General features: G+C 38.9%; 19 protein-coding genes. 4 read left to right on the top strand and 15 right to left on the bottom strand.

All coding sequences use genetic code 11. The features are described from left to right. Positions 1-12 precede the first annotated feature (12 nt). The 8 genes from COX77_04980 to COX77_04945 form a co-directional block, all read right to left on the bottom strand. Positions 13-348: a hypothetical protein gene (locus COX77_04980; GenBank protein PIZ98339.1), complete on the bottom strand. Its 336-nt coding sequence runs from the start codon at positions 346-348 to the stop codon at positions 13-15. Positions 349-471: 123 nt separating this feature from the next. Beyond that, positions 472-2,118 (bottom strand): chaperonin GroEL, encoded by a 1,647-nt coding sequence (gene groL / locus COX77_04975; protein ID PIZ98338.1) that lies wholly within the window; start codon positions 2,116-2,118, stop codon positions 472-474. Positions 2,119-2,151: 33 nt separating this feature from the next. Next, positions 2,152-2,445 carry a co-chaperone GroES gene (locus tag COX77_04970; GenBank protein PIZ98337.1) on the bottom strand — a complete coding sequence of 98 codons (294 nt, stop codon included), beginning with the start codon at positions 2,443-2,445 and terminating at the stop codon, positions 2,152-2,154. Between the two features lie 248 nt (positions 2,446-2,693). Then, positions 2,694-3,455 (bottom strand): hypothetical protein, encoded by a 762-nt coding sequence (locus COX77_04965; protein PIZ98336.1) that lies wholly within the window; start codon positions 3,453-3,455, stop codon positions 2,694-2,696. 282 nt (positions 3,456-3,737) lie between these two features. Beyond that, positions 3,738-4,871 carry a hypothetical protein gene (locus COX77_04960; GenBank protein PIZ98335.1) on the bottom strand — a complete coding sequence of 378 codons (1,134 nt, stop codon included), beginning with the start codon at positions 4,869-4,871 and terminating at the stop codon, positions 3,738-3,740. A 104-nt stretch (positions 4,872-4,975) separates the two neighbouring features. Beyond that, on the bottom strand, positions 4,976-6,322 hold the full coding sequence (locus COX77_04955) for a hypothetical protein (protein ID PIZ98334.1): 1,347 nt from the start codon (positions 6,320-6,322) through the stop codon (positions 4,976-4,978). Beyond that, entirely contained in the window at positions 6,315-7,271 is a 957-nt protein-coding gene (locus tag COX77_04950; GenBank protein ID PIZ98333.1) for a hypothetical protein, read from the bottom strand. Before COX77_04950 ends, COX77_04955 begins: the two co-directional genes overlap by 8 nt. 100 nt (positions 7,272-7,371) lie before the next feature. Further along, on the bottom strand, positions 7,372-10,254 hold the full coding sequence (locus tag COX77_04945; GenBank protein PIZ98332.1) for an excinuclease ABC subunit UvrA: 2,883 nt from the start codon (positions 10,252-10,254) through the stop codon (positions 7,372-7,374). 326 nt (positions 10,255-10,580) lie between these two features. Here COX77_04945 and COX77_04940 point away from each other — a divergent pair, with 326 nt between their 5' ends. Beyond that, positions 10,581-11,384, top strand: a complete 804-nt coding sequence (locus COX77_04940; protein PIZ98331.1) for a hypothetical protein — start codon at positions 10,581-10,583, stop codon at positions 11,382-11,384. Positions 11,385-11,441: 57 nt separating this feature from the next. Here COX77_04940 and metG read toward each other — a convergent pair whose 3' ends face one another. The 4 genes from metG to COX77_04920 form a co-directional block, all read right to left on the bottom strand. Then, positions 11,442-12,935 carry a methionine--tRNA ligase gene (gene metG, locus COX77_04935; protein ID PIZ98330.1) on the bottom strand — a complete coding sequence of 498 codons (1,494 nt, stop codon included), beginning with the start codon at positions 12,933-12,935 and terminating at the stop codon, positions 11,442-11,444. Next, positions 12,919-13,107, bottom strand: coding sequence for a hypothetical protein (locus tag COX77_04930; GenBank protein PIZ98329.1), 189 nt, complete (start codon positions 13,105-13,107; stop codon positions 12,919-12,921). Before COX77_04930 ends, metG begins: the two co-directional genes overlap by 17 nt. A gap of 65 nt (positions 13,108-13,172) precedes the next feature. Further along, positions 13,173-14,516: a methionine gamma-lyase gene (locus tag COX77_04925; protein PIZ98328.1), complete on the bottom strand. Its 1,344-nt coding sequence runs from the start codon at positions 14,514-14,516 to the stop codon at positions 13,173-13,175. Between the two features lie 33 nt (positions 14,517-14,549). After that, positions 14,550-15,677 (bottom strand): methionine adenosyltransferase, encoded by a 1,128-nt coding sequence (locus tag COX77_04920; GenBank protein ID PIZ98327.1) that lies wholly within the window; start codon positions 15,675-15,677, stop codon positions 14,550-14,552. 326 nt (positions 15,678-16,003) lie between these two features. Here COX77_04920 and COX77_04915 point away from each other — a divergent pair, with 326 nt between their 5' ends. Continuing rightward, entirely contained in the window at positions 16,004-16,417 is a 414-nt protein-coding gene (locus COX77_04915) for a hypothetical protein (protein PIZ98326.1), read from the top strand. Between the two features lie 39 nt (positions 16,418-16,456). Here the strand turns inward: COX77_04915 and COX77_04910 are convergent, their stop codons facing one another. After that, positions 16,457-16,684 carry a hypothetical protein gene (locus tag COX77_04910; protein ID PIZ98325.1) on the bottom strand — a complete coding sequence of 76 codons (228 nt, stop codon included), beginning with the start codon at positions 16,682-16,684 and terminating at the stop codon, positions 16,457-16,459. A gap of 111 nt (positions 16,685-16,795) precedes the next feature. Between COX77_04910 and COX77_04905 the strand changes: the two genes are divergently transcribed. Both COX77_04905 and COX77_04900 read left to right on the top strand, forming a co-directional pair. Next, positions 16,796-18,541: a hypothetical protein gene (locus COX77_04905; GenBank protein ID PIZ98324.1), complete on the top strand. Its 1,746-nt coding sequence runs from the start codon at positions 16,796-16,798 to the stop codon at positions 18,539-18,541. A gap of 15 nt (positions 18,542-18,556) precedes the next feature. After that, positions 18,557-19,309 (top strand): arsenite S-adenosylmethyltransferase, encoded by a 753-nt coding sequence (locus COX77_04900; GenBank protein PIZ98323.1) that lies wholly within the window; start codon positions 18,557-18,559, stop codon positions 19,307-19,309. A gap of 40 nt (positions 19,310-19,349) precedes the next feature. Here COX77_04900 and COX77_04895 read toward each other — a convergent pair whose 3' ends face one another. Beyond that, positions 19,350-19,832 carry a hypothetical protein gene (locus tag COX77_04895; protein PIZ98322.1) on the bottom strand — a complete coding sequence of 161 codons (483 nt, stop codon included), beginning with the start codon at positions 19,830-19,832 and terminating at the stop codon, positions 19,350-19,352. Positions 19,833-19,864: 32 nt separating this feature from the next. Then, positions 19,865-20,455 (bottom strand): hypothetical protein, encoded by a 591-nt coding sequence (locus COX77_04890; protein PIZ98321.1) that lies wholly within the window; start codon positions 20,453-20,455, stop codon positions 19,865-19,867. Positions 20,456-20,537 lie beyond the last annotated feature (82 nt).

Raw genomic sequence — 20,537 nt, 5'->3', positions numbered from 1 at the left:
TATAACTGACAATTAAATATTGAGCTTCTTAGCCCATTGACCCAAATATGGCATCTCCCAATAGTTTCCCTGCAAAGCATTCATAATGCCCATAATAGCATAAACTAGTACGATAATGAAGAGCAACCAACCGATTACTGGAATCCAAAATATCAACCAACCAACAAGTTCAATAACGAATAAAACTAAGCCTTGTTTGGCATGAAATTGAGCAAATTTAGAGTCTCTTTTTAATAGCAAAGGAACTAAGCACAAAATCCAAACATAACCAAGGGCGGCGATTAAGCCATTTTTCTTAGCATCATCACTGATTGGTGCTTTGGGCTTTTCTGTTTCTTTTTGTTCCATTTGATCCATATTATTATCTTAATAATTAACATGGTTATTATATTACAAAAGCCAATAAAAGCCAATGCTATACTAAACCCAGCCCTTCGCGAAGGGCTGGGTTATATATTCAATCAATATTGATTACATCATGTCCATACCACCGGGCATTCCCATGCCCATTCCTCGGCCACCACCATGACTGTGTTCTTCTTCTTTCTTTGGTAAATCAGTAACTACTGCTTCGGTAGTTAGAAAGATAGCGGCAATAGAAGCGGCGTTTTGCAAAGCGCTTCTGGTTACCTTAGTCGGATCAACGATACCAGCCTTAACCAAATCTTCAAATTGATTAGTTGCTGCATTATAACCTTCATTACCCGATCTATTCTTCACGGCCTCAGCAATAACACTACCGTCTTTACCAGCGTTGTTAGCAATCATCTTAATCGGCTCATCTAGCGCGCGACGTAAGATATCCAAACCAATTTTTTCATCAATATCTACTTTGACGTCATCTAGTGCCCGAGTGGCTCGGACTAGAGCCACACCACCACCAACAACTATTCCTTCTTCAATAGCCGCTTTGGTTGCTGCTAAGGCATCTTCAATACGGTGTTTCTTTTCTTTCATTTCTACTTCAGAAGCAGCTCCTACTTTGATAACTGCAACACCGCCAGCTAATTTAGCTAATCGTTCTTGTAACTTTTCCCGATCAAAATCTGATTCCATTAATTCCACTTCTTTTTTGATCTGCGCTACACGCTGAGCGATTTCATTCTTATCACCATGTCCTTCAACAATAGTGGTTTTTTCTTTGGTCGCCTTTACCTTATGAGCACGACCCAATACTTCCATATCGGCATTTTCCAGTTTCAAACCAACTTCTTCGGAAATGACTTTACCGCCCGTCAAAATAGCTATGTCTTGCAACATCTCTTTACGACGATCGCCATAACCCGGTGCTTTAACAGCCAAAGTATTGAAAGTGCCACGTAATTTATTCACTACTAATGTGGCCAAAGCTTCACCATCAACATCATCAGCGATAATCACCAATTCTTTGCGGCCAGTTTGCGCCATTTTTTCCAACAGTGGTAATAATTCCTGAATGGCTGATATTTTTTTATCGGTAATTAAAATATAAGGATCTTCAAATTCAGCTTGCATCCGTTCAGCATTGGTAATCATGTAGGGCGAAACATAGCCCTTATCAAATTCCATGCCCTCTACCACTTCTTTGGTAATACCAAAACTCTGAGATTCCTCAACGGTAATCACTCCTTCTTTACCAACTTTGGCCATGGCCTCAGCAATGTGTTTACCAATCTCGGCATCATTAGCAGAAATAGCTGCTACCTGAGCGATCTCTTCACTGGTGGAAACTGGCTGCGACATTTTTTTCAATTCATTAACAATGGCCTCTACTCCTTTTTCAATACCGGATTTAATAGCTAATGGATTGGTGCCAGCAGTAACGTTTTTTATACCTTCAGCAATAATGCTTTGCGCTAGAACAGTAGCGGTAGTGGTGCCATCGCCGGCTACATCATTAGTTTTAGATGCTACTTCTTTGACCAATTCGGCACCGATATTTTCAAATTTATCCTCTAATTCTATTTCTTTGGCTACCGTCACACCGTCTTTGGTAATGATGGGCGCGCCAAATCCTTGATCCAAAACAACATTGCGTCCTTTCGGTCCCAAGGTTACTTTGACGGCATTAGCTAATTTATCCACGCCGCGTTTGATACGCTGTCGTGCTTCTTCATTAAAAATAATTTGTTTTGCCATAAATTTAATTTCGCTTAATAATTATTCAATAGTTTATTTCTCAATTAAAGCAATAACGTCGGACTGTGAGAGAACTAAATATTTCTCTTGATCAATCTTCACTTCGTCAGGTGAGTATTTTTTAAATAGTACATGGTCGCCAATCTTCACTTCCATGGCAGCTCTGGTGCCATCATCTTTTATTTTACCAGGACCCGTCGCGATTACTTCTCCTTGTTCTGGTTTTTCTTTATCTATAGTTTCTGGCAGAATAATGCCTGACTTGGTTGTTTCTTCTCGCGAAATCGCCTTAACGACGATATTGTCGCCTAATGGTTTTAGTTGCATATTTCTTTTAATTAATGATTAAAAATTGCCTAAATTTGTAATTTGTTATTAGCACTCTATAAAGTTGAGTGCCAATCTTCTTATATTTTAGCAGATGCTGCTCTGCTGTCAAGACGGCCCTGCTGTCAAGACGGGTGAGTAATGAATTTATGCTCTTGTTATACCGTTCAATAATAATCCAACTATTTATCCAAATAAAAAAATCGCTCAGTGTGTTAACTAAGCGATTTGTTGCTAATTTAAATTTACTAATAACCTAACTTGAATGTGTTCTGATGAACAAAAATCCACGATTCGTCAGTAACTTCATTATCCAATAATTTTTCATACTTTTTAAGTTTTAAATTAGTACCAGCTTTACGCATTGCCATAAAGCCACCAATCTCACTAGTACCCTTGAAGGGTTCCATGGCAAAAATATAAAATCCGTCTCTTATGGGAATATTACCAACCTCAGCGCCAACAATTAAATAACTAAGATAGACGCCGAGTGTAAAAGCATTTGCCGGAGAACATAAAAACAATCCATTATCCTTGGCTCGAGCAAAAAATTGATTAATCTGAACTCGGCGGCTGAGAAAACCTAAATCCGCCGGTGAAACAATGGCAAAAGATAAACTGTTTTTTCTCAATGCAATTTCTGCAATATCCTGACTCATCAAAAGTTTTTCTAACCAACTACATATTGACTGCGAGCTTTTACCAATTAATTGATGATAGGAAGTATAATTACCATTTAACCAATGACGTGGACCTGGTATGGCAAATGCTGTTTTATCTATTTTAGCACCATAAGGTTCCACAGTTATTGTTTGCTCAGAAATCAGTGCTTCAAATATCCGGGCGAGAAAAATTGCTGTTAATTCACCATCCCGTGGTAAAACTCGCAACAATTTCTTTGCTGTTTCTTCATCAAGATCTTGCAGCATTTTTGCCGCTACCCCAGTTAAACAAGATGTAATCTCATGAAACTGAGTTAACTTTAGACTAAAGGCGTTTCCATTACTCATGGCTTTTCCTCTTTTGTTTGGTTATTATTAATGGACAATTAAATTCGTTATTGATAACGAATAATTTACCTTAGCAAAAATAGATAAAGAAGTCAATATTGCTCTATCCAATACAAAATAAATACCCCGCGTGGTATTTTATCTTTTACGTGGAGATGGTTGGATGTAGTTCGTATAATAAAAGTATAGCAATCAAGCTACACTTTTATTGGTAAGGGTTACGATGACGTAATTAGGTTCTTGGCCCCGTGGTGGAAACTATAATATGCAAAACAGAATATACTAATTTCCCGTTCCAGCAAATACTTCATACTCAGGGAACTCCTTCTTAATGATAGTAGCACTTATTATTCGCGGTTCTTGACCAAATTTTTCGCTTGCATCTCTTAATATAATTTTCTTTGCATCGTTTTTAATTATGAGCCACCCCCCACCAAATACTTCAGAAATATTATATTTCGCCTGAATATCCATATGCTCACCCATAGAACCATCGAATGCAAAAATGAGACCATTATCTGAGTCCTTTCCTAGAATAAATTTACCCTCTATGACTCCAGGAATATTTCTTTCAAAACCATGAATTTCAACAGCAACATCTTTCCCGTCGGGACATATTTTTAACTTTTCTTGTTTATCCAGCCATTTTCCCTTGGGGATATTAAGAACGTCGCGAAATTCCTTTTTAATAACTGAACCATATACTTCGTCAAAGTTAGGTATGTTCTTCTTAAACCCATCACGATTAACGTGACCCGCAAATGGCGAGTGGACAGCATATAACAACTTACTGTCTAAGTTATTGGGGTCAAATGGTAATGAAATACCATGTTTTTCAGCAAAACTCGTTATATGTGTAATAATCTCTTGGCTAGACTGGTCTGGTAGTGCGACAACGTCGATAAAATCTTGCTCAACTTTTTTTGAAAGTTTTTCAGGATCTAACTTTAGTGTACTATGATTAGTTATTACGGCTTCCTCAATTTTATATATCGCACTTGTGTAAAGAGAACCGCGGGAAGGCCCTTTACATGCCTTATATTTATCCTCCCAACCCACTTTTCCCGAACCAATGGACTTGGAGTAATCAAGAAAATTTGAGTTTAGAATATAATCTGCAAATTCCTGATATCTTAATGGATCTATCTCTTCATTTTTAATATATTCAAATCCTTTACCGAGTATCTCTCCCATCTCATTATTTTCATATCTATCATCATAAGGAGCTTTATTTTTTGGAGTATTTTTAATTTTATTATAAATATCCTCAACATTAAACTGATAACCAAGATTATTAATTTCACTGAGCTTCTCATTTGAATATTCAATACCTGGTGTACATTGAATATTTTCTAGAATATTTTCCAAAAAGATTTCTTTTTTTAAATTTTCCGGTTTTTTTTCAAAATTAATCATATTTTTATTGTTTAAAATTAATCGTTATTAATAATAGACTATTCTTACTATACGCTTATTTCCTTTTTTTAAATCATACTATAAAATATTAAGAAAAATAAATATTACTCCTTATTAGCATGATTAATCCAACCCCAAGCTAACCACCAAATAATAATACCGTTGTATAAGCTCCACCAATAATGATCAAAGAGACCGATTAGCAACAAGGTAATCGCTAAACATAATTTTATCCTCTTTTCTACTGTATCTATTGGCCATAAACTTTTAATGACGAGCAAAATAAAACCTAATAAAATCAATAGTCCGATTAAACCAATTTCTGACCAGACTAGTAAATATAAATTATGTGCCGGTTGATAGTCCCAGGCTGCGTGTGTTTGATTTAGCCAATAACCATAGGTTGTGTAGTTGCCCAAACCAACTCCCAACAACAGGTTGTGGACAATAACGCTTTTCACTTCTACCAAAGCAGTATATCGCTGCTGATTGGACATCACTTCTAATCTACTTTGACCGCTGAAGCGAGAAAAAAATAACTGACTATTAACGCTAATAAATAATACAATCACGAGCAGAATAGTAATCAGAATTTTTACTCCAATAATCGTCTCTACTTTGCTCTGCCGTCGGTAGGTGGTGATGGCTAAAAATATTAATCCCACGCCTAAGGCCAACCAAGCAGAACGAGCAAAAGTTAAGCATAGTGCGTAACTACTAATCATCAAACTACTTACTAAAAATAAATAGTGAATCACTTGACGGTAATGAGAACTACGAGTAATAACACCTGATTGTTGATAAAAGCGCCACAACCAATAAATATTAACAATAATCACCAAAGCTAAAAATCCACCGAGAATATTGGGGTGAGAAAAACTACCATACGCTCGCAGAAACCGCCCAGCCCCTTCTACTACTGATGCGCCTGGCGTTGTTACTAAATGCTCTGCCATACCTAGCCACTTATTAGCGCTTACTCGCTGCTCAAGAAATTGCCAAATAGCCAAAGTGCTCTGCACTAATCCAGCAGCTAACAAGCTGTAGTTAGCTTTTTGCCAAATATTACTGAGTAACCGCCAAAGATAAAACATGGCCATCCCCTGCAATAACCAAGTGAAGTATTGCCAGCTAATAGCTTGATGCAAACTCAACCATAAATTAAACAGCAAATAAACAATAAATAACAATACTAATTTATCTTGACGCTTGATCCGTGACCAGGATAAATCACTTGATTGCACTACTATCTTGCTCCAAAAAATACCAATAACAAAAATAGCCAGCACCGCAAAAAATAGCTCGGTAACATAAAGCGACAAAGTACCATACTCCCAATATTGGCCATTGAGAAACGCTGGTAAATAAATCCAGCGCGTTGACCAGGGCAACAAAAAAATTAATAAACAAAATAAATATTCGGCAATTTTTTTTGCGCGCTCTTTAATCATATCTTTGAGTTAACCCCGCTAATCGTTCTTGAAACTGCTGGGCTATTTTTTGCCGGCGATCATGGTCATGAAATTTAAGCGCCTGATCTGACAAGACAATTCTAGTATCCTGATTAGCCATAATTAATAACTCGGGTGGCATAATTTTCAACTGTATTTTATGGAATAACTTTTCTACCCAAGCACTAACTAAAATTGACTCCCCTACCTGCTTTAATATTAAAAGACAACGCCGGTCATTAACGCGCCGTACTTGATTCATGTCAAAAGGTAAAACTCTGGGTAAATAGCTACTAGCCCATTGATTACTCTGCCACCAGAGATCATAAAAACCGCCCTGATCGTAAATCGGTACCACTTGTTTCACCCAGTACTGCAAATAGACGTCTTGCGGTGAAAATTGTAAATTATTGATATTTAAAAGGTGTTCACTAATAAAGAAACTAAGGCATATTTTATTTTTTTTATTCTGCTTGGTTGGTCGCCAATGTAATAATTTCATCAAAGTAGTAGCAAAAAATCTCGCGGTCCATAATTTATTTTTGGTAGTAATAACTAGCAGATCAATGTCTGCATCATCGGAAGCATTGCTATAAGCTAGGGTATTGCAAATACCAATAAATTTAATAAACGGTAAAATTCTTAACAGTTTAATAGCGCGAATACCAATCTGAAATTTCAACTCAGCGTAGAGATAGCGTCGCTGCCGTAACAGCGCTAGACTTTCGCGGCCCGATAGACAATAAAAGCCATTAACGACAATCAACTGACCATTAGCCACCAACAGTTCCAGTCGATCTCTAATTACTGGGATATCAATGTCCAGCAAACTTTCTTGATTCTGATCGTCCAAATAAAGCCACTGACAACACTCCCACCAGGTCAGGGGGAAGTTAAATAGATCATAAAAATGAATTGTCGCTAACAAATAACGCTCTATTTTGTCCATATTTATCCTTACTTATCTTGAACTTATTATATAATGATATCAAATAATAACCCAGTTCCTCATCAAGTACTGGGTTTTTCCTAACAAATTAAGCAAGCAACTATTTACTAAATAGCTTTTTCAAATACTGACCTGTATAGCTCTCTTTGATTTTAGCTAAGTCTTGTGGTTTACCTTCGGCTACCAAGTACCCACCGAGATCACCACCCTCGGGACCTAAATCTACCAGCCAATCAGCTGACTTAATGACATCCAAATTGTGTTCAATCACTAATACGGAATTACCCTTATCAACTAACCGATTTAATACTTGTAGTAATCTCTTGACGTCATCAAAATGCAAACCAGTCGTTGGCTCATCCAAAATATATAATGTTTTACCGGTTGCCCGGCGTGATAATTCGGTAGCAAGCTTAATCCGTTGCGCCTCACCGCCAGAAAGTGTGGTTGCCGATTGACCCAGCTTGATATAACCCAAGCCAACATCGTTAAGTGTGGTCAATTTTTGATAAATACTCGGAATGTTACTAAAGAAAACCATTGCTTCACCAACGCTCATCGCGAGCACGTCGGAAATGTTTTTATTACGATAATGAATCTCCAACGTTTGCGGAGCAAATCTTTTGCCATGACACTCCTCGCATTCCACATAAACATCGGGTAAAAAATTCATCTCAATTTTAACTAATCCGTCACCCTGGCAAGACTCACAACGACCACCTTTAACGTTAAAAGAAAAACGACCGGCTTTATAACCGCGGATTTTAGCTTCTGGTAATTGGGTAAACAAATCACGAATATACGTAAAGACACCGGTGTAGGTGGCGGGATTGGAACGCGGGGTGCGGCCTATGGGTGACTGATCAATAGCAATTACTTTGTCCAAATTTTCTAGCCCCTCTATTCTTTTGTGCTGACCAGGAAAGTCTTTGGCATGATGAAAATGATTGGCTAGGGCTTTGGCCAAGATTTCTTGCATCAGTGTTGATTTGCCCGAACCAGAAACTCCGGTAATACAAACTAGTTTACCCAAAGGAATAGCGACATCAATATTTTTCAAATTAAACTCCGTGGCGCCGATAATCTTAATTTCTTTACCATTGCCGTTTCTAACTTTTTTTGGTAATTCAATAAATTTAACGCCGGATAAATATTGACCAGTTAACGAATTCTTATTTTTCATAATTTCTGCTGGTGTGCCGGCAGCGACAATCTTTCCTCCCAGGGCACCGGCACCAGGACCAATATCAATCAAATAGTCAGCGGCTAACATAGTTTCCTCATCATGCTCAACCACGATTACGGAATTACCCAAATTTCGTAATTCTTTCAAAGTATCAATTAATTTTTGGTTGTCTCGTGGATGTAAACCAATTGATGGTTCATCTAAAATATAAATAACACCCACCAATGAGGAGCCGATCTGCGTCGCCAGTCTAATGCGTTGTGCTTCACCACCAGATAAAGTTGCCGCTCGCCGGTCTAATGTTAAATAGCTCAAACCAACATTATTCAAAAATTTTAATCTATTTCTAATTTCTTTCAATATCTGATGAGCGATTTTCATTTCCCGCTCAGTTAATAAAGCCTTCTTGCCGCCTTCAGTTAAAGAAGCAAAAAAAGCATCTAGCTTATCAACGGTCATTTGCGTCACATTAATGATGTTTTGATCACCAAGAGTGACAGCTAGAGATTCTGGTTTTAGCCGCCGCCCCTGACATGTAGGACAAGGATAGATGCGCATATATCTTTCAATCTCACTACGAATATAGTCCGAGTCGGTTTCCCGATACCGACGTTCCAAATGCGGTATCACACCATCAAAAGTAGAAGTCCAACCACCATCAAAAATTTCTGACGTATAATTCATCTTCACTTTTTTGTCACCAGTGCCGTGCAGGATCACTTCCATTTGTTTTTTGGACAACTTATCAACTGGCACGTTGACGGAAAACTTGTAAGCTTTAGCTACAGCTTCAATAATTTTATAATACCAAGTTTGATTAGCGGCAGTACGCGACCATGGTCTGATCGCTCCTTGAGCTAAGGTTAATTTTTTATTAGGAATAATTAATTCAGCGTCAACTTCTAGTTTGGTACCAAGACCGGTACAATCAGGACAAGCGCCATGCGGACTATTAAAAGAAAAATTACGCGGTTCTAGGGGCGGTAAATTAATATCACATTTAGCACAAGCTAAGTGTTGAGAAAAAACATAGTCCTTTTCGGCACTGCTATTGTGAACCGTTAATAATCCATCGCCCAAATCAATAGCCTTTTCCAGAGAATCTACTAACCGTGCTTTGTTATCGGGCTTTACTTCCAAACGATCCACCACAATTTCCAAATCATGTTTTTTCTGTTTATCCAAATTCAATCGCGCAGCTTCCTCAATACTATAAAGCAAACCATCAATCCGCATTTTGGCATAACCAGCTTTTTCTACTTGCATAATGATACTACGATATTCACCCTTTTTGTCCCGTATCACTGGAGCTAAAAGCATAATAGGTGTACCAGTAGCAAAACTAAAAATTCGCTCAGTAATTTGTGGTATTGTCTGCTGACAAACTAGTTGACCGCAATTAGGGCAGTGAGGTTTACCGATGCGGGCATATAATAAACGAAGGTAATCATAAATTTCCGTGACGGTACCAACGGTGGAACGCGGATTGTGCGCGGCAGTTCGCTGATCAATAGAAATCGCTGGTGACAAACCATCAATCTGATCAACATCAGGCTTGTCCATTAAACCCAAGAACTGCCGCGCGTAAGCTGATAGTGACTCTACATAGCGACGTTGTCCTTCGGCATAAATAGTATCAAAAGCTAAAGATGATTTACCAGATCCTGATAAGCCGGTAATAACAACTAACTGATCACGCGGAATGTCCACATCAATATTCTGCAAATTATGCACACGAGCACCCTTGATTACGATTTTATTCGTTCGCGTTTCTGCTATTTTCTCTTTTTTTGACATCTTTTGCAGTTATTATTAAATCAACGCTCATTATACAAAAGAAAGTAAAACAAGTCAAGATTATTAAACCAACACCGGGAGTTGGCAACTCCGGGAGTTGAATCGTCTTGACATCTATCAAGAACTGCTTTAAACTATATAAATAACAAGACTCTATGCTAAACCAACAAGCAAAAATGATGATGTCGATGATGATGGGTATGATGCCCCAATCTTTTAGCTTGGAAAATTTTGTTTAAAGTTTAGTCAATAACAATTATGAAGATTTCCCAAGCTCTGGGAAATTTTTTGTTTTTAAAATTAATCCTTATTAATAATAACTACTTATGATTACCACCATTATTACCGATTGCCATGATGCCAATGCCACTGGTAGATCGGTAGCCCGTGCTACTGCCTTATTAAAATACCCCACTCAACTGGTTGGCGTCGGGAGTGATTTAGAAGCGGCTGGCAACTTAATTGATCTAATTGATGCCACCGACGGTGAAGGTGGTGTAGTTTTAGCGAATGTCGCACCCCGCGATCACTACGCTAAAAAATGGCCCAATGGTACGCCGTTTGGTTATTTTTATTATCAGAACATATTAGTAGTTTCTACTATTGACGGCTTAACTTTATCTTTGGCAAAAAAATATGGCTTGATTGATCAGATTCAAGTGGTTGATATTCCTGCCGCCACCAAAGAAATGGCTGCCACTAATTTTATTGCCGATCATTTGCCGGAATATATAGCAAATAGCCAATTTAGAAGTTTTGATTTTATGCCACGCTTGGCCGCTTATTTATTAAAATATAAAAAAATCATTAGTCAGCCTTTACCGATTGAACAAATTCCTGATGCACCAGCTGCTATTTGGTGGGTGGATAATTTTGGTAACTGCAAAACAACATTATGGGCCAGTGAATTTGCTGCTGAATTAAACAAATTGGGTAAGACGGATCTCATCGCTAGCTATAAAGGTTTGAAAGACGTACCCGATGATCAAGTTGGGTTAATTACCGGCAGTTCTGGCTTGGATAGTCGCCGTTTTGCAGAACTTGTTTTGCAAGGTGGGAGTGTAGCAAAAAAATATAATTTAGTTAGTGGTGATGACTTAAAATCCATTATTAATAAAATTTCTCAATAATTAAAAAACCTGACACAGAATTGAAGAAATTTTATTTCTTTCTATGTCAGGTGTATGCTAATCAGCTGGTAAATCAGCTCGGTTGATCCGCGTAAAGAGAAATAGGCCGGAACCGAGTAAAGTGCCAGCTGGCAAGGTAGTAAATCGCCAACTACCTGTTGTCGGCGGTAAGTTAAGAATGTTTGCCAGGCGTTGACAGGTAAAAGGCAAAAATGGTTGCAATAGACTGTGTAAGTTACAGAGAACTTGCCAGCCTACATAGAGCGTATTGGCTGCCTGCTGGCGGTCAGTTTTTATTTGCTTCCATGGCGCCTGTTGATTTAAATAGGCATTAGCCTTTTCGACAATCTCGAGCCACAACCGCGATGTTTGACGCATTGAACCAGCTTCTAAAGAGGTACCGATGTTTTGATAACCATCAACTAGGACTTGGAGCATAGCTTGATCAGGTGTCGATAATGCAACTGGTTCGGGAACTTGATTGTGAAAATTATCCAATGTCAATTTATGGATACGATTAACTAAATTACTGAGTTTATTCACCAGTTCAGTGTTGTGCTGATTAGCGAGCTCAGTCCAAGAGAATTGCGCATCCTTATTTTCCGGATGGTTAGCAATGAGGAAAAACCGTAATGAATCTACCTCGAGACCACTAACTTTTCCGACTAAATCCAGAAAGTCCGGAATGGTAGTTCCACACCCTTGCGAAGTAGAGAATTTTTGACCAGCTGGTAATTGCAGATACTCGGAGGAAATGATGTGAGTAGCTAGAGCCAGATTACCATATGCCAAAAGCATAGCTGGGAAAATAATGGTGTGAAAAGGAATGTTATCTTTTCCGTGAACATAGTAGTGTAAAGGATTGTTTTCTTTACGCCACCACGCCTCCCAAGGACCAGCGTCTAAATCACCACCACAGTGTCTGATTGATGTCGTCAGATAACCCAAGACTGCTTCAAACCAGACATAGATGACTTTGTCAGTAAAACCTTCAATCGGAACAGGAATGCCCCAATCGATATCACGGGTAACTGCGCGGTTAGTCAAACCTTCCTTGAGCCAACCTTCCGTAGTGTGTTGAGCATTAGTGCGCCAGTTGTGCTTGACTTGATCGATCCAAGCTGTCAATTTTGGTTGCAAAATTTGCAAATTAAAATGGAGTTGGGTAGATTCTTTTATTTGAGCACTACTAGCACAAGTTTTACAATGCGGATTGATCAGGGCGATTGCCTCATACGTTTTTCCGCAGAGATCGCATTGGTCGCCGCGAGCGCCATTGGCATGACAATTAGGACACTCACCCTCTACATAACGATCTACTAAAAATCGTTGGCAAGGGGAACAATAAAGTTGCGGAATGATTTTAGGGAACAGATATTGCTGTTCATACAAGCATTGAAAAAATTGTTGGACAAGTTGCTGGTGTTCTGGGTCCATGGTTTTAGCATAAAGATCATGAGTGAAACCAAGACGAAGAAAGTTGTCGGTAAATTGCTGGTGATAAAAGTCCACGATTTCAGCCGGATTTTTACCTTCAACAAATTGACCAATTTAGGATTGGCGTACCGTGGCAATCAGTGCCGGAGACAAAGAGAACTTTGTCACCTCGCAAGCGAAAATAGCGAGCGAGTACATCCGCCGCTAGTAAACCAGCAATATGTCCCAAGTGCAGTGACCCATTAGCGTAGGGCCAAGCTTTGGCAATTAGGACATGATGTGACATAATCTTTCCTTTCAGAAAAAATGAAAAAAAAGAAGCTGACCAAATTGTCTGATCAGCTCCTGTGTTTAGTATTTCGCCAGCGCTTCTTTTAAGATAGCGATAAGATCCTCAGGATCTTCCAGACCCACAGACAAACGTATCAAATTGATAGTGATACCGCTAGCCTTTTGTTCTACTTCACTCATCTCTGAGTGCGTGGTAGTAGCCGGATTGGTCATCAGGCTTTCTATACCGCCCAGAGAAACAGCTTGCAAAATAATTTCATATTTGCCGACTTCGTTCAAGAAACGAAAAACGCGTTTCTTTTCCGCGGTCTTCAAATAGAAGGTTATGATAGAACTAGGACCAGTGCAATCCCGGTGATAAATCTTATAATCAGGAGAGTTGGGTTTGAGTACCGAAGGATGTAAGACGCTGACTACTTTTGGGTGTTTTACCAAAAATTTTGCCACTTTGGTAGCATTAGCAGCTTCTTCTTTCATCCGGATTTCATATGTACCAATACTCATAATTAATTCGTTAGCTTCTGATGGATATAGAATCGTACCCATCACCGTGCGCATATTCATGACCTTTTTCAAGAGATCTTCTTTGCCCTTACGAACTAAGGTAATGCCGCTGATAATGCGTGCGTGTCCACCAAAGAACTTGGTGCCAGAATAAATTATCACATCTATATGCGGGGAAATTTTGAATGGCCGTTGGAAAATGCCCATGAAAGTATTGTCACAAGCGACAACACAATCAGGATTGTTTTCTTTCGCCATCGCTGACAGGGCACGCAGATCAACAAACTTGAGCGTCGGATTTGCCGGTGTTTCCAGAAATAACATACCCAACCGGTGTCCAATGTTTTTGAGTATTTTTGCCGCGCTCCGTAAATCGCCGCCATTAATTTTAACAACTTCGACTCCCATACTATAAAGAACTTCTTCAAAGAAAGCGTGGGTACCACCATATACCGGCGGTGAATAGGCCAGTACTTGTCCTGGGGGAAGCAATGCTAGAGTCGTCGTTACTATGGCAGACATGCCAGAGCAAAACACTTTAGCACCACCTGCTCCTGGTTCCAAATTTGTTAGCCGGTCTTCCAAAATTTGGGCATTGGGGTGATTGAGCCGACTGTAAATCAGTGGCCCGTCATTACTGCCAGTGAGTGCGATTTTGAAAGCTTTCTCGCCCTGTTGGGCGCTATCAAATGTATAGGTGGTTGATCGAAACTCCGGCACAGCGACAGCCCCTTGGCTCCACTTAGTTTTATAGCCAACGTGTATTACGTCAGTTGCCGGATGAATGTACAGGCGTTGTTTTTTTTTGCCTGCGTTGATTCTGTTATGGCTGCGATGCTTTTTTGAGCGACGCATGTCCATGTCAGAATCTTTTTCGGGTGAATCCATGGTGTGTGTCATGGTATGTTCTCCTTTGTTTGAATTGTGACTGGATTATAAATCAGTACGAATCGCTTCCCAGGTCCAAATATGAAGCAACCCAGGATGTGCTACATGATCAACGCCGTAATGTCCACCAACGTTGACTGTGCGGTAAATCGGACGCCACAAGTTAAGCGTTTCAATAATTGCCTTAGGTCGAAGATCAAAGTGTTCTCTTACCCATGGCGATACATCGACGCCCTTGTCGGTAATGGCAATCAATCCCATTGGTTCCTCTTTCATGATTGCATACGCCAGGTGAACCAAGGCTTCTTTAGCACCGGAAACGTGATGAGCAACGATGTTTTTGGCAATAAAACGTGCCATGTAAGCAGCGGAGCGGTCAACCTTTGTCGGGTCTTTACCAGAATAAGCTCCACCACCGATAGGAATTTCCGGACCATAGTTGTCGATCACAAGTTTACGACCGGTAGTACCAGCATCAGCAGCAAAACCACCAATATGGAATTCACCACCGCCGTTGAGCACAAAATTCTTCGGCATATAACCCAACGTGGGTTCAATGACGTGAGAATAAAGATCGTGCGTCATTTCTTCTTTGGTGACGCCTTTCTTATGCTGGATAGCAATTACTAAAGTTTCGACTTGATTGTTTTTCATAACGACTTCAGTCTTACCATCAGTATGCATCCAATGGACTTTACCGGATTGCGCTACTTGATAGAGCAATGAGGACAACTTACGAGCCAACATAAATGGCAACGGCATCATTTCCGGAGTTTCTGTCGTAGCAAACCCAATCATAACGCCTTGATCACCAGCACCACCAGGATCAACTCCTTGAGCAATGTTTGGTGATTGTTTGGCCATGTGTAACGTAATGGAATCAATGTCGTCGTGCGTAATTTCTTTGTAAACCTTACGCACTAGCGGGCCAACGCGAGATTGGAATGAGGCCACGGAACCGGGAACTTTGCATTCACCAGTAATGAAAATACGACCGTGACCGCCAGTAACTTCTGCGGCCATACGGTGGCTGTGATACTTGTCTCTCTGAATAGCCAGATCAACAAGAGAATCTGCGATCTGATCGCAAATTTTGTCAGGATGACCAGGGGTCACCGACTCAGCGGATCTTTCGAATCCTTTTCTGAGTCTCATAGGCATGCCCATTAACATAGGCTAGCTCTCCTTTCGGAATTTGTTTGAAAAATGATTATTTAGTTATCAAGGGACGAACCATCAAGGGACGAACCCGTGATGCTTCATATATTGATACTAAACTGTTTAAAAATCAAGTTACCTTGTCAAGTCCACATCATAATTCGGGATTAAATATGTTAATTTGGCGCCAAATTAGCAAAAAAGCCAAATATTAATTAAAGGTTAATCAACACCGGGAGTTGCCAACTTCCAGTGTTGACGAATTATTTGACTGATATTAATTTGTATGCTAAAAAATATACAATCAGCACCTTACAATAAAACAAAATGAAAGGATTGTTATGAAAAAGGAAAATTTGGAATTAATCATAAAACTTCAACTATTCTTAGATCGCAATACCTTGGCTCTCAAAGAACTAGTTAAAAAAATTCAAAGCATCAAAGCTTTTATTAATGAGTTGGAAAAAACAACTCCGGGCTCGGTTAAAGAGAAAATAGTAGCTACTGCCTTCACTGATTTTCTAAATAACGTTCACGTTATTAACAGAATTGAATTTTTACTGGATGCTTGGGACAAAACCGCTGCTAATAGTAGAAGTATGTTCTTGATTGAAGATCTGATAACTAATTACTTAAATAGTTTAACTGTAGAGAAAATAAAACTATTAGCACAGCTAGCACCAAAAGATATTCCCGGGAAGCTAAAACCGCTCTTTGAACAAGCTGCGGAAACTGCTATTAACATTCTTTCTTAAACAACAAAAAAGCCACAGTGTTTACTGCGGCTTTTTATTTTAATCACAAAGAAATTGTTCCTTGGGAGTGGTGGAAAGCTTTTCCCACTGCTCATGAGTTAATGGTGGTGGCGCGTATGATATTTTAAGACAATATGCGCAAGTACAATCAGCACTACCATTGGTATTGATCAATAAGGTACCAGCTGAATAAACATTTTTTCGCTGACACCAAGAGCAATTAAACCTCAACTCCTTGTCGTTCAGATGCACAACTGGTCGATCCATAGCTACTCCTTTGTTCTTGAATAATATATTAAACATATGTACAAATTACTCCTACCATAATTTTTTTTTTGCTATTTGTCAAGTTATAAAGTTTATGTTTATACTATCATCATGTTGCGCAAACTCCAAGACAAACTAAATAACTTACCTAGGAAACCTGGCATCTACCAATTTCTGGGTCATGATGATCAGCTTTTATATATTGGTAAAGCTATAAATTTGAAATCGCGAGTTAGCTCTTATTGGCAAAAGAATAATCAGCTTACCCCAGCCAAGCAATTAATGATTTCACTACTTAAGAAAATTAAATACACGGTGGTAAATAATGAAACAGAAGCGATTCTCTTAGAACGAACGTTAATCCAAAAATACCAACCACCTTACAACATTGATTTGAAGGACGATAAGTATTGGCAATATATTAAAATTGATTTACGCGATCCCTGGCCCCGCGTGGAAACAACGAGAAGATTTTTGCCAGCTGTGAAGATTCGCTATTTTGGTCCTTATACCTCAGGTAAAGACGTGATTCAGCTAATCAAATTAATCAAAAAAATATATCCCTACCGTATTTGCGATCGCGATCTTACTAGTTTGCCCAATGGCTCTGTTTGTTGGCAGTATCATCTAGGGCTGTGCCTGGGGCCCTGTGAAAAAAAATGCAGCTCCCGAGATTACCAAGGAATGATTCGCCAAATAATTCGTTTTTTAAGTGGTGACACCAAGGAAACCATTAACTATTTGGAGCAAAAAATACTTACCGCCGCTGATAATCAAGATTTTGAGTTAGCCGCCACCTATCGTGATCAACTAATCGCCGTCAAGAAAATTAAAACCAAACAACAAGTACTCTGGCATCAGAAAGTAAATGAAGACTATCTGGGGTTGCAACAAAACAATCAATATTACTTTATTAATTTATTTAAAGTACGTCAGGGAAAATTAATTGATCAAAATAATTTTACCGTCAAAAAAAATCAACATCTTAATGATGAGGAGATACTACTACAATTTATTGAACATTACTACCAACAAACTACTGACCAACCAAAGAAAATAATTGTCGCTCCGAACTTTAAGAACTTAACCAAACCGATTTTTGCGGCTACTCGCGGTCGGCAACAACGCTTGCTTAAATTAGCTGAAGTTAATGCGCTGGAATACGCCAGGTTCAATCATCAGCCGTCAGCTACGGACAAAACTCTTGGCGTGGGGTTAGAGCAATTACAAAAGGGTCTGCTGTTAACTAAAATTCCTGAGCGCATTGAAGTATATGATATTTCCAATATCCAAGGAGTCTATGCTGTTGGCTCCATGATCGTTTTTATTAACGGCCAAGCTGCAAAAAACGAATACCGTAAATTTACTATCAAAAAAAGTAATGAGCCTAATGACCCCGCAATGATGCTCGAAGTATTACAAAGACGAATTAATCATCCTGAATGGCCAGCACCCGATTTGATAATTTTAGATGGTGGTAAAACACAACTGGGAATGATCAAAAAGATAGCTAACTGGCCAACCTGGACTACGATTGCTCTTGCTAAACAAAACGAAGATATTCACTTGCCTAATGGCCATATTATAAAATTTAAAAAAAAGAGTTCCGCTTACTTTTTACTACAAAGAATGCGTGATGAAGCTCATCGCTTTGCCATTAACTACTATCGCCAACGACATCAAAAAGGTGGCTTATTGTCGCAACTGGATAAAATATCCGGTTTGGGACCGAAAACAAAAAAAACTCTACAACAAAATTTTGTCTCCCTCAATGAAATCAAATTAGCAACCGAGCAACAACTAAAAAAACTAATCGGTCCAACAAAAACAAAACTTCTAATTAATGCTCTTAATTAATATTTACCATCTACTATGGAACTTAACAAAATCAAACAAACTGTACAAAAATTTTATCAACAAATTGCTACGGAAAAGAAATCTTCTTGCTGTGGTAGTTGCCAGTGTCAAAATAATAAAATGGCCGAAGTTATTGCTAGAAGTATTGGTTATAGCCAACAAGACATAAATTCCGTACCTGATGCCAATTTGGGTTTGGGTTGCGGTAATCCTCTGGCTTTAAGTAAAATAAAGGAAGGCGATACTGTTTTGGATCTCGGTTCTGGAGCTGGCTTTGACTGCTTTCTCGCGGCCAAAAAAGTTGGTCCGACCGGTCGCGTCATTGGCGTGGACATGACACTGTCCATGATAGAAAAGGCTCAACAAAATGCCGACAAATATCATTATCCGCATGTCGAATTTCGCTTGGGCGATATTGAAAACCTACCAACTGAAAACGACTCTATTGATGTCGTGATTAGTAATTGTGTAATCAATCTCGCTCCGGACAAAAAGAGAGTCTTTCAAGAAATTAAGCGAGTTTTAAAAAAAGGTGGTCGTGCTTATATCTCCGACATTGTTTTACTATCGGAATTAACTGCCGCTCAAAGAAATGACGAAGATCTAATTGGCGGTTGTGTTGGTGGCGCTTTACTCAAAGACGAATACTTAAAATTAATTAGCAGTATTGGATTGGAAATAATTATTCAAGCCGAAGATAAAGATATTAGCAAAAGACAGTACCAGGGCATTGCTTTAGAAAGTATCAAGATTGAAGCAATAAAATAAAAAACCCCGCCGATTTAATCTTTGGGGTTTCTAATAAATATTAATGTTCATTGCACATCAATATATATTGGGCTTTGCTTTTTAAACAGTCAACCAATTTTACGACTTCCGTACGACCAATTAACGGCAGTACTGGCCAAGAGAAAATATCCACTAACCAAGTAGGAAAATCACTAAATTTAGTTTCGCTGACAAAGTCAAATTCTTTGATCACTGTTTTGCACAGCCAAGAGATTATTTCATCCGGCCCGTCTTCACTACGAGCGCTGTTCGTAAATAGTCCATCAAAATACAGCTGGGCTATCAAGTTCGGATGTTCTTTCTTGTTCCACTGAAAAAATTCATCGGTTAATTTCTGCAAATAAATAGCAAATCCCGAACCAGGAGTTGCTTGACACCACCAATACAACAACTGAAAAAAGGTCAAAGCACCCTCTTCTTCGCAATCCAATCTCTCGTGAAGAGTTCGATCAAGCATGGTCGTCAAACGGGAAACGCTAGGTTCGCCATCAGCAATAAACATTAGTGACAAAAGTGTATGACAAGTTTTCCAATCTAAGCCATTGATGTTTTTTTGTGTTCCTCAAAAACTTGAGATAATATTTCGCCTTTTACAAAGGAATTGATAGTAACTTTGTCCAGTACCAAAAAATGTACCGTCAACCGCAACGATCTAGTAATACTATCATCTTCACTTATCTGTAATCGGCTCACCAATTCTTTTTCCGCGACAGTTCTTAACCGTCCATCCGTTGACTGTAGTAAGTTTCGTAAGAAACAATAAGGGATACTTTCTGCTCCCTCGGAATTAATGCGCTGATACAATGTTGACTGAACTAATTTTCTGGCCTCTGATTGCTCGGGTAATAACTCGTCAATAACCAGCAAATCAGTAAATCCTTGAGTGCTAATTATGTCTTTAATTTGCTCAGTGATAGTCGGGTCCAAATTTGGTAATTCATTTGATAAGTAGTTAAAGGCGTATTTATGTTTCTGCCAATAAGAAAGCAAATTCACCGAAGAAAAAAAATATTTACATCTCAGCACGCTCGGAACCAACATATTTTCCACAAAATCAGCGGGTTTCTTTTTGTTAAACAGTTCTAAAAAATGTTCAACTAAAAGCAATAAAACTTCCTGACTCATATTCTGCTCCTACAATTTATGTTTATTTTAAAGTAACTAATTACAGCAACATTACTGCGATCCAGCAACAATGTCAATGTTA

It is taken from the genome of Candidatus Komeilibacteria bacterium CG_4_10_14_0_2_um_filter_37_10 (assembly GCA_002793075.1).
Taxonomy (GTDB): Bacteria; Patescibacteriota; Patescibacteriia; order UBA1558; family UBA1558; genus UM-FILTER-37-10.
The sequence above is the reverse complement of the archived record's forward strand: the minus strand, read 5'-3'. Positions and strand labels throughout refer to the sequence as shown.

Coding starts and splice junctions, on each gene's coding strand:
- COX77_04950 (PIZ98333.1), bottom strand. CDS start 7,271: ATGGACAAAATAGAGCGTTATTTGTTAGCGACAATTCATTTTTATGAT.
- COX77_04980 (PIZ98339.1), bottom strand. CDS start 348: ATGGAACAAAAAGAAACAGAAAAGCCCAAAGCACCAATCAGTGATGAT.
- COX77_04930 (PIZ98329.1), bottom strand. CDS start 13,107: ATGTCACATCATGTCCTAATTGCCAAAGCTTGGCCCTACGCTAATGGG.
- COX77_04960 (PIZ98335.1), bottom strand. CDS start 4,871: ATGATTAATTTTGAAAAAAAACCGGAAAATTTAAAAAAAGAAATCTTT.
- COX77_04900 (PIZ98323.1), top strand. CDS start 18,557: ATGGAACTTAACAAAATCAAACAAACTGTACAAAAATTTTATCAACAA.
- COX77_04940 (PIZ98331.1), top strand. CDS start 10,581: ATGATTACCACCATTATTACCGATTGCCATGATGCCAATGCCACTGGT.
- groL (PIZ98338.1), bottom strand. CDS start 2,118: ATGGCAAAACAAATTATTTTTAATGAAGAAGCACGACAGCGTATCAAA.
- COX77_04895 (PIZ98322.1), bottom strand. CDS start 19,832: ATGTTTATTGCTGATGGCGAACCTAGCGTTTCCCGTTTGACGACCATG.
- COX77_04945 (PIZ98332.1), bottom strand. CDS start 10,254: ATGTCAAAAAAAGAGAAAATAGCAGAAACGCGAACGAATAAAATCGTA.
- COX77_04890 (PIZ98321.1), bottom strand. CDS start 20,455: ATGAGTCAGGAAGTTTTATTGCTTTTAGTTGAACATTTTTTAGAACTG.
- COX77_04905 (PIZ98324.1), top strand. CDS start 16,796: ATGTTGCGCAAACTCCAAGACAAACTAAATAACTTACCTAGGAAACCT.
- COX77_04915 (PIZ98326.1), top strand. CDS start 16,004: ATGAAAAAGGAAAATTTGGAATTAATCATAAAACTTCAACTATTCTTA.
- COX77_04920 (PIZ98327.1), bottom strand. CDS start 15,677: ATGTTAATGGGCATGCCTATGAGACTCAGAAAAGGATTCGAAAGATCC.
- COX77_04910 (PIZ98325.1), bottom strand. CDS start 16,684: ATGGATCGACCAGTTGTGCATCTGAACGACAAGGAGTTGAGGTTTAAT.
- COX77_04965 (PIZ98336.1), bottom strand. CDS start 3,455: ATGAGTAATGGAAACGCCTTTAGTCTAAAGTTAACTCAGTTTCATGAG.
- COX77_04955 (PIZ98334.1), bottom strand. CDS start 6,322: ATGATTAAAGAGCGCGCAAAAAAAATTGCCGAATATTTATTTTGTTTA.
- COX77_04970 (PIZ98337.1), bottom strand. CDS start 2,445: ATGCAACTAAAACCATTAGGCGACAATATCGTCGTTAAGGCGATTTCG.
- COX77_04925 (PIZ98328.1), bottom strand. CDS start 14,516: ATGACACACACCATGGATTCACCCGAAAAAGATTCTGACATGGACATG.